Annotated in this window: 11 protein-coding genes and 1 rRNA gene; all 12 read left to right on the top strand. The window is 43.5% G+C overall.

From position 1 onward, the window contains the following. Positions 1-12 precede the first annotated feature (12 nt). The 12 genes from rrf to rsmI all read left to right on the top strand — a co-directional run bounded on the left by rrf (position 13) and on the right by rsmI (position 7,599). Positions 13-126 (top strand): 5S ribosomal RNA (gene rrf / locus B7E06_RS21460). A 145-nt stretch (positions 127-271) separates the two neighbouring features. After that, positions 272-454, top strand: a complete 183-nt coding sequence (locus B7E06_RS21455; RefSeq protein ID WP_082235850.1) for a sigma factor G inhibitor Gin — start codon at positions 272-274, stop codon at positions 452-454. An 89-nt stretch (positions 455-543) separates the two neighbouring features. Beyond that, a complete protein-coding gene (locus tag B7E06_RS21450) occupies positions 544-1,971 on the top strand; it encodes an aminotransferase class I/II-fold pyridoxal phosphate-dependent enzyme (RefSeq protein ID WP_082235849.1) in 1,428 nt (475 codons plus the stop codon). Between the two features lie 14 nt (positions 1,972-1,985). After that, a complete protein-coding gene (tmk, locus tag B7E06_RS21445) occupies positions 1,986-2,621 on the top strand; it encodes a dTMP kinase (protein ID WP_082235848.1) in 636 nt (211 codons plus the stop codon). A 44-nt stretch (positions 2,622-2,665) separates the two neighbouring features. Further along, positions 2,666-2,995: a cyclic-di-AMP receptor gene (locus tag B7E06_RS21440; protein ID WP_082235847.1), complete on the top strand. Its 330-nt coding sequence runs from the start codon at positions 2,666-2,668 to the stop codon at positions 2,993-2,995. Positions 2,996-3,007: 12 nt separating this feature from the next. Next, positions 3,008-3,445, top strand: a complete 438-nt coding sequence (locus B7E06_RS21435) for a YaaR family protein (protein ID WP_082235846.1) — start codon at positions 3,008-3,010, stop codon at positions 3,443-3,445. Between the two features lie 13 nt (positions 3,446-3,458). After that, positions 3,459-4,442: a DNA polymerase III subunit delta' gene (gene holB / locus B7E06_RS21430; RefSeq protein ID WP_082235845.1), complete on the top strand. Its 984-nt coding sequence runs from the start codon at positions 3,459-3,461 to the stop codon at positions 4,440-4,442. Positions 4,443-4,448: 6 nt separating this feature from the next. Beyond that, positions 4,449-5,276, top strand: a complete 828-nt coding sequence (locus B7E06_RS21425; protein ID WP_082235844.1) for a PSP1 domain-containing protein — start codon at positions 4,449-4,451, stop codon at positions 5,274-5,276. Positions 5,277-5,292: 16 nt separating this feature from the next. Next, positions 5,293-5,634 (top strand): DNA replication initiation control protein YabA, encoded by a 342-nt coding sequence (gene yabA / locus B7E06_RS21420; RefSeq protein ID WP_143414593.1) that lies wholly within the window; start codon positions 5,293-5,295, stop codon positions 5,632-5,634. Between the two features lie 88 nt (positions 5,635-5,722). Continuing rightward, positions 5,723-6,466: a tRNA1(Val) (adenine(37)-N6)-methyltransferase gene (locus tag B7E06_RS21415; RefSeq protein WP_082235842.1), complete on the top strand. Its 744-nt coding sequence runs from the start codon at positions 5,723-5,725 to the stop codon at positions 6,464-6,466. Then, on the top strand, positions 6,456-6,752 hold the full coding sequence (locus B7E06_RS21410; RefSeq protein WP_082235841.1) for a GIY-YIG nuclease family protein: 297 nt from the start codon (positions 6,456-6,458) through the stop codon (positions 6,750-6,752). The genes B7E06_RS21415 and B7E06_RS21410 overlap by 11 nt, the downstream gene beginning before the upstream one ends. Continuing rightward, entirely contained in the window at positions 6,721-7,599 is an 879-nt protein-coding gene (gene rsmI, locus B7E06_RS21405) for a 16S rRNA (cytidine(1402)-2'-O)-methyltransferase (RefSeq protein ID WP_082235840.1), read from the top strand. Before B7E06_RS21410 ends, rsmI begins: the two co-directional genes overlap by 32 nt. Positions 7,600-7,660: the final 61 nt, after the last annotated feature.

Below are 7,660 nucleotides of genomic sequence, written 5' to 3'. Positions count from 1 at the left end.
CCCTTCATACGATGAGGTGGCGATAGCGAAGAGGTCACACCTGTTCCCATGCCGAACACAGCAGTTAAGCTCTTCAGCGCCGATGGTAGTCGGGTTTATCCCCGTGAGAGTAGGACGCTGCCTCGTCTCAGTTAAAACCTTGGAAGAAATCATCTTCCAAGGTTTTTTTATATGCTGGATAATTTAATAGTAAAATATAAAAAATCTCGTATAAAGTTCATAGATTAGGAGATACTAGAGATAAATTCATATCTTTAGGAGGCCGATTTCTTTGAAAACACCTGAATGCTGCAGTATTTGTTCTAAGAAAACAGATAACGGAATTCTATTATTAAAAGTCTATATTTGTGATTCATGTGAAAAAGAAATGCTTAACACACCAGCAGATGACCCGAAATATCAGTATTTTATCGATCAAATGAATAAGGCCTATCGTACGGCTATTCATTCCTGAGGCTGCTCCTTTATCAAGGGGGTGGCTTTTTTTTACCCCTATCATGTAGCATAGATGGTGAAACATAGTAAGAACGGGATGGATTGAAAATGAATAGAGAGAATCAAAATAAAACCCCATTATATGATAAATTGAAGCAGCATGAGCAACAGAAAAATATATCCTTTCACGTCCCTGGCCATAAGTTTGGCAATGTTTTTCCGGATAAAGGGAAAGAGGATTTCGCGCGTATCTTAAGACTCGATGCTACGGAAATTACCGGCCTTGACGATTTACATGGAGCAGAAGATGTCATTTTTCAAGCTCAGCAATTGCTCAGTGAGTTTTATGGCAGCCAATCTTCCTACTTTTTAGTAAATGGAAGCACCTCAGGCAATATAGCAGCTATAATGACAGTTGTTCGGCCGGGAGATCAAGTGCTGATTCAGAGGAATAGTCATAAATCAGTTTTGCACGGCATTGAACTGTCCGGCGCTGAGCCTGTATTTGCTATGCCTGAATATGAAGATGCTACAGGACGATATAGCAAAATAACAAGATCTATGATTGAAACAGCAATGCATAGGTATCCTGAGATTAAAGCGGTCGTACTCACATATCCGGACTATTTCGGGAGAACCTATGAACTTAAGGAAATTATTGATTACCTCCATGATCGTAATATTCCAGTGATCGTTGATGAAGCACACGGTGTTCATTTTAAGCTTGGGGCACCTTTTCCTGTATCAGCTGTAGACCTTCAAGCTGATGTTGTGATTCAGTCTGCCCATAAAATGGCACCGGCAATGACGATGGCTTCGTTTCTGCATGTACAGGGAGGGCGTGTGCCGCTTTCAAGACTGGAATACTTCCTGCAGATGCATCAATCCAGCAGCCCTTCTTATCCTTTAATGGCCAGTCTGGATTTGGCCCGATATTTTTTAGCTGCTTTTACGAAGGAGCAAAAAAGTGAGCTGATGGACTACGTTCAGGAGATACGCACCCTGCTTGCTCAATCATCTGTGTTTAAGCTGCTTCCTCTCTCCAGGAAGGATGACCCTTTAAAAATTACGCTGATCCCCCATCCTTCGCTTTCCGGGTTCGAGATCGCCCGCCATTTAGAGAATGCTGGCCTTTTCCCGGAAATGGCTACAGCTGAACAAGTTCTTCTTACGAGCGGACTAGTACCGCATCTTGATCGATCCGCTTTGAAAAAAACACTTAAGACGCTGAATTGCCAATTAAAAATTAAGAGTTCTCATGATACAATTAAACGGAAGAATATATCTATTCCTGCATTACAGACGCTTGAAGCCAATTACAAGGACATGTCCTTTAAAACCCCGGTCTTTCTGCCCTGGAAGGTGGCATTGGGCCGTGTTTGTGCCCAGGCTGTTATTCCCTATCCGCCCGGTATTCCTCTCATTTTAAAAGGAGAGCGGGTGACAAGAGAGCATTATAAGCAGACCCTTTCCCTATTAGAAGAAAGAGCGGGGTTCCAAAATAAAGAGATAGAGCTTGGGATGTGGGTATTTTAAAAGGAGAATCATTTGTGAGTGGACTTTTTATTACGTTTGAAGGCGGAGACGGCGCCGGAAAAACGACGATATTAAATCAAATCAGCGATTGGCTGGAAGAGAGTGGATATGAGGTTCTGAAAACGAGGGAACCGGGAGGTATTCATATTGCGGAAAGCATTCGCGAGATTATTTTAAATAAAGAACATACAACCATGGATGCGCGCACGGAGGCGCTTCTTTACGCAGCCGCCAGACGACAGCACCTTGTGGAAAAAGTATTGCCTGCCCTTAATAAGGGCCAGGTGGTTTTATGTGACCGGTTCGTCGATTCAAGCCTGGCTTATCAAGGATATGCCCGTGGTCTGGGGATAGATGAAGTTTATCAAATTAATCAGTTTGCGATTGAAGGGTGTATGCCCGACATCACCTTGTTTTTTGATATTCCGCCTGAAGAAGGGCTGAAGAGAATTGCAGCCAATGATAAACGTGAAAAGAACCGTCTTGATTTGGAAAAAGTAGATTTTCATGAGCGGGTGTATGAAGCTTATCAAATGCTGATTAGGAAGTACTCGGAGCGTATCCATCCTATCAACGCTAATCAGGAAGCTTCCAAAGTGTATGAAGAAGCAAAAGAGGTCCTTCATCCCTTTTTACTAAAAAAAGAGTAATTTTGGTATAATAATAAAAAAAACCAAACGGGAGGACGTTTCCTATGAAAATGATTATTGCAATAGTACAGGATAAAGACAGTAATCGTTTAACGGACGCACTGGCCGATAACGATTTACAGACGACGAAGTTATCGACGACCGGGGGTTTTCTTCGTGAAGGAAATACAACATTCATGATTGGATGTGACGATAACCAGGTAGATGATGCACTAGATATTATCCGCAAAAATTGCAGCCATCGTGAACAGATGGTAGCACCAATCTCACCGATGGGCGGGAATGCGGATTCTTATATTCCAAAACCAGTAAAAGTCGAAGTCGGCGGTGCAACCGTATTTGTTTTGCCAATAGACTCCTTCTTTCAATTTTAAAAAGGATTTCCTATGAAGATTACACAGGAGATCCGGACACAGCTTGAAGCCATGCCTTATCCAGCGGTTTCCGTTAAGGGGAGGCAGAATTTTAATACAGCGATCCAAACAGAGGCAAAGCAGCTCCATGAAAACCAGATGGAGCGTTTAATCGCTCATATTTCCTCTCAGGGCGAGCGGGTGGCACGTTCTCGTTCGTTTAGAGACTTAGCTAAATATAAAAGGCTGATTAAAGATTTTTTGGATGAAGCAGTGACCTATGGCTTAGCTGTTAAACAAAGCCGCAGCTTCGATAGGAACGGCCGCAGCCGAAAGCTGATGCTCGTTCAGTCCATCGATGACCATTTAGCTGAACTGACAGAAGGTCTGATGGGGCAGGAGAAGAGATCCATCAATGTGCTGGGAATTATCGGACAAATTAAAGGATTATTAATTAATTTATACACTTAAGGACGGAAACCATATGACATGGAATGAAATGAGGGAAATCCAGCCGCTTGTAGCCCAGATGCTCGTTAACAGCTTTAAAAAGGAGCGTATTTCCCATGCTTACCTTTTCCAGGGCGATAAAGGAACAGGCAAGCGGGAAATGGGTGCTTTATTTGCGAAGAGTATTTTCTGCAAGGAAAAGGAAGGGGCAGAACCTTGCCTGCAGTGCCGGGACTGCCGCAGGATTGATTCGGGGAACCATCCTGACTTGCACTGGATTTCCCCTGACGGCCAATCGATAAAAAAGGAACAAATTCTTAACTTACAAAAAGAATTTTCCTATACAGGTCTCGAGTCAAATCGAAAAGTATATATCATTACAGATGCTGATAAAATGACAACAAATGCTTCCAACCGCCTGCTTAAGTTTCTGGAAGAGCCCAGCCGTCAGACAACGGCCATGCTTTTAACGGAAAACAGCCAGGCCATTTTAAATACAATTCGTTCACGCTGCCAAATTTTGGCGTTTCAACCCTTGAATTCTGATCGAATTGTGCAACAATTAGAAGGACAGGGAGTCTCTGAATCTAATGCAAGAATATTAGCTTCGCTGACAAATAACTTAAGCGAAGCGGATGAGTTGCAGCAAGATGAGTGGTTTGCTAATGCGCGAAAATTAGTGATACAATTAGTAGAAGTGCTTCTTAACAAACCACAAGAAGGACTCTTATTTATCAACCACCAGTGGATGCCTCATTTCAAAGAGAGACAGCAGATTCAGATCGGCTTGGACATGATTATGCTTTGGTTTCATGACCTGATTCATCATAACTTGGGCCGTGAGCAAGCAATTGTATATATACAAGAGAAAGAAAAACGAAACCAGGCAGCATTAAGATGGACACGCCAGTCTGTTACACATTCCCTGTCGTTAATCTTAGAGGCGAAACGAAAGATAGATCAAAATGTCCATCCCACTCTCGTGATGGAACAGCTTACACTTCAACTGCAGAGGTGATGTCAAGTGATAGAAGTCGTAGGTGTCCGATTCAAGCAAGCGGGGAAAATATATTACTTTGATCCCGACGGTGTTCAGCTGACTACGAAAGATTATGTCATTGTGGAAACAGTTCGTGGAATAGAGTTCGGCAAAGTTGTAATCGCGAATAGAACAGTAGACGAAGAAGATGTGGTTCTTCCTTTGAAAAAAGTGATCCGCATGGCAGACGAAAAAGACAAACTATCCGTCGATGAAAATAAAGAGAACTCCGAAGAAGCCTACCGTATGTGCGAGAAGAAGATACGTGAACATAAATTAGACATGAATCTGGTCGATGTAGAATATACATTTGACCGCAAGAAAGTGATTTTTTACTTTACAGCGGATGGACGTGTAGATTTCCGTACGCTCGTTAAAGACCTCGCTTCCGTATTTAAGACTCGGATTGAGCTGCGGCAGATCGGAGTCCGTGATGAAGCGAAGATGCTTGGCGGAATAGGTCCCTGTGGCAGAATGCTATGCTGTTCAACATTTTTAGGGGATTTTGAGCCGGTTTCCATTAAGATGGCGAAAGATCAGAACTTATCTTTAAATCCGGCAAAGATCTCCGGTTTATGCGGCCGATTAATGTGCTGCCTAAAATACGAAAATGATGAATACGAATCCGCCAAACGAGAGCTTCCTGATGTAGGACAGAACATTGCGACATCCTATGGAAAAGGAAAAGTCATCGGTCTGAACATGCTGGAGCGTTTAGTTCAGGTTGAATTCAAGGAACAGGAACGCACCCTTGAATATTCCTTACAGGAGCTTATCGATGAAGGAGTCGTCCAAACCGAAGCCACAGAATGATGGGGTGGAATCAACCGTGAACAAAAAGGCTATATTTGAACAAGTATCTCATTTAGAATCGCAGATTGGCGAGCTCTATGAGCAGTTAGGTGATTTAAAAAAACAGCTGGCCCATCTGCTTGAAGAGAATCAGCATTTATCGGTTGAGAACCATCATCTGCGTCAGCGTTTAGATCAGGAGAACGAGCAGGCTTCAAAGGATAGCGGCTCAGGCGGGAAGAGCAAAGTTGTGGGTGAAGGCTATGATAACTTAGCCCGGCTTTATGAAGAAGGCTTCCATATCTGTAACCTTCACTTCGGCAGTCCGCGCGATGAGGATTGCTTGTTCTGCCTGTCATTTTTAAATAAAAGCAAATAGTTTATTCAGGCCCAAGCCTTTCCTTGCCCACCCGAGGAAGGGCTCTCTTTTTATTTAAGAGTCATTAATATAAAGGAAGTGCAAGAGTATGGTAGAGCTAAAAGGTGATGAACGAATTGATTTTTTATTAGCAGAGGAAAATATGCGCATTATTCAAAGTGATCAAGTATTTGCATTTTCCGTCGATGCGGTCCTGCTGGCCAGGTTTACTTCTGTTCCGAGAACGAGGGGAAGGATTCTGGATTTATGTACAGGAAACGGTGTGATTCCACTATTTCTCTCAAGAAGATCGCAAGTTCCAATTACAGGAGTAGAGATTCAAAAACGACTGCATGATATGGCTGTCCGAAATGTAAATTTGAATGAGCTGGAAGACCGACTCGATATGATTCACGGGGATTTAAAGGATATGCCGAAAGTCCTTGGAAACGGACGCTTTGATCTTGTTACCTGTAACCCTCCTTATTTTCCAACACCGGCTCATGACAAAAGAAATGAAAACGAACACTTGGCGATTGCCCGCCATGAGATCTATTGCTCCCTTGAGGATGTCATTAAAGCCTGCAGCCGTCTGACAAAATCAGGTGGGAAAATCTCATTAGTTCATCGTCCGGGGAGGCTGGCTGATATAATTGAGCTTTTTAGAAAATATCAGGTAGAGCCTAAACGTATTCAGTTCGTCCATCCTAAGCAAGGTAAAGAAGCGAACGTTCTGCTGATTGAGGGAACCCGTGATGGAAAGCCTGACTTAAAAATTCTTCCCCCGCTGTATACACATAAAGATAACGGGGAATACAGTGACGAATTTCGGGAGATTTTATATGGGAAGTAAGCATTATGTGTATATGATCCGTTGTAAGGATCAGACCCTATACACCGGCTATACGAACGACCTGGATGCCAGGCTGAGAAAGCATGCAGAAGGCAAAGGGGCCAAATATACGAGAGGCCGGGGGCCGTTTATGTTAGAATATTTGGAAGTATACGAGTCCAAAGGAGAAGCTTTGAAGCAGGAGTACAAACTTAAGCAGTTCTCACGGGGCCAAAAAGAGAAATGGATTATTTCAAGCAATGGGGGCTCACTAGATGAACATCCAAAAAAGCTTTACGAAGCATGAAGGGCAAGGGACGCTTTACATCGTACCGACTCCAATAGGAAACCTTGAAGATATGACATTTCGAGCGGTTTCCATTCTTAAGGAAGCGGATACGATAGCGGCGGAGGATACGCGTAATACGAAGAAACTGTTGAATCACTTTGAGATTTCCACACCCTTGACCAGTTATCATGAACATAATAAGTATACAAAGGGGCCGCAGCTGCTGGGACAAATAAATGAAGGACAGACGATCGCCGTCGTCAGTGACGCAGGAATGCCCGGTATTTCAGATCCTGGAGCAGACTTAGTCAAGGAAGCGATTGAGCAAGAGCTTTCTGTCGTCGTCCTGCCCGGCTGTAATGCGGCACTGCCGGCGCTTGTAGGTTCAGGTCTTTCAACCGATCAGTTTTATTTTTATGGATTTCTGCCAAGAAAGAAAAAGGAGCGGCAGGCTGTCCTTGAAGCTTTAAACAATCAGAGGTCAACGATTATTTTTTACGAGTCGCCTCACAGACTAAAAGAGATGCTGAGTCACCTTTATGCACAGTTTGGAAATCGACAGATCACCCTGGCTCGTGAACTAACGAAAAGGTATGAGGAATATGTAAGGGGAAGCCTTGAGGAAGTGATACAGTGGACGAGCGAAGGTGAAGTACGCGGAGAGTTCTGTGTAATCGTAGAAGGGGCGCAGGAAGAAGAAGAGACAGCCGGCCAAATCTGGTGGGGCCACCTTTCCATCAAGGAACACGTGGAATATTACATCAGTCATCAACAGATGCCGCCGAAAGAGGCGATTAAACAGACATCCGTTGATCGTAATATGAAAAAGCGGGATGTCTATCAGGCGTTTCATGTGGAATCATAAGAATAACTATAAAAATAAGCCCTTACTGCTGCAAGCAGTAAGGGCTCTTTGCGTACGAGCA

The organism is Halobacillus massiliensis (assembly GCF_900166625.1).
In the GTDB taxonomy this organism is placed as follows: domain Bacteria; phylum Bacillota; class Bacilli; order Bacillales; family Halobacillaceae; genus Halobacillus_A; species Halobacillus_A massiliensis.
This window is presented reverse-complemented; position numbering and strand designations above follow the sequence as displayed.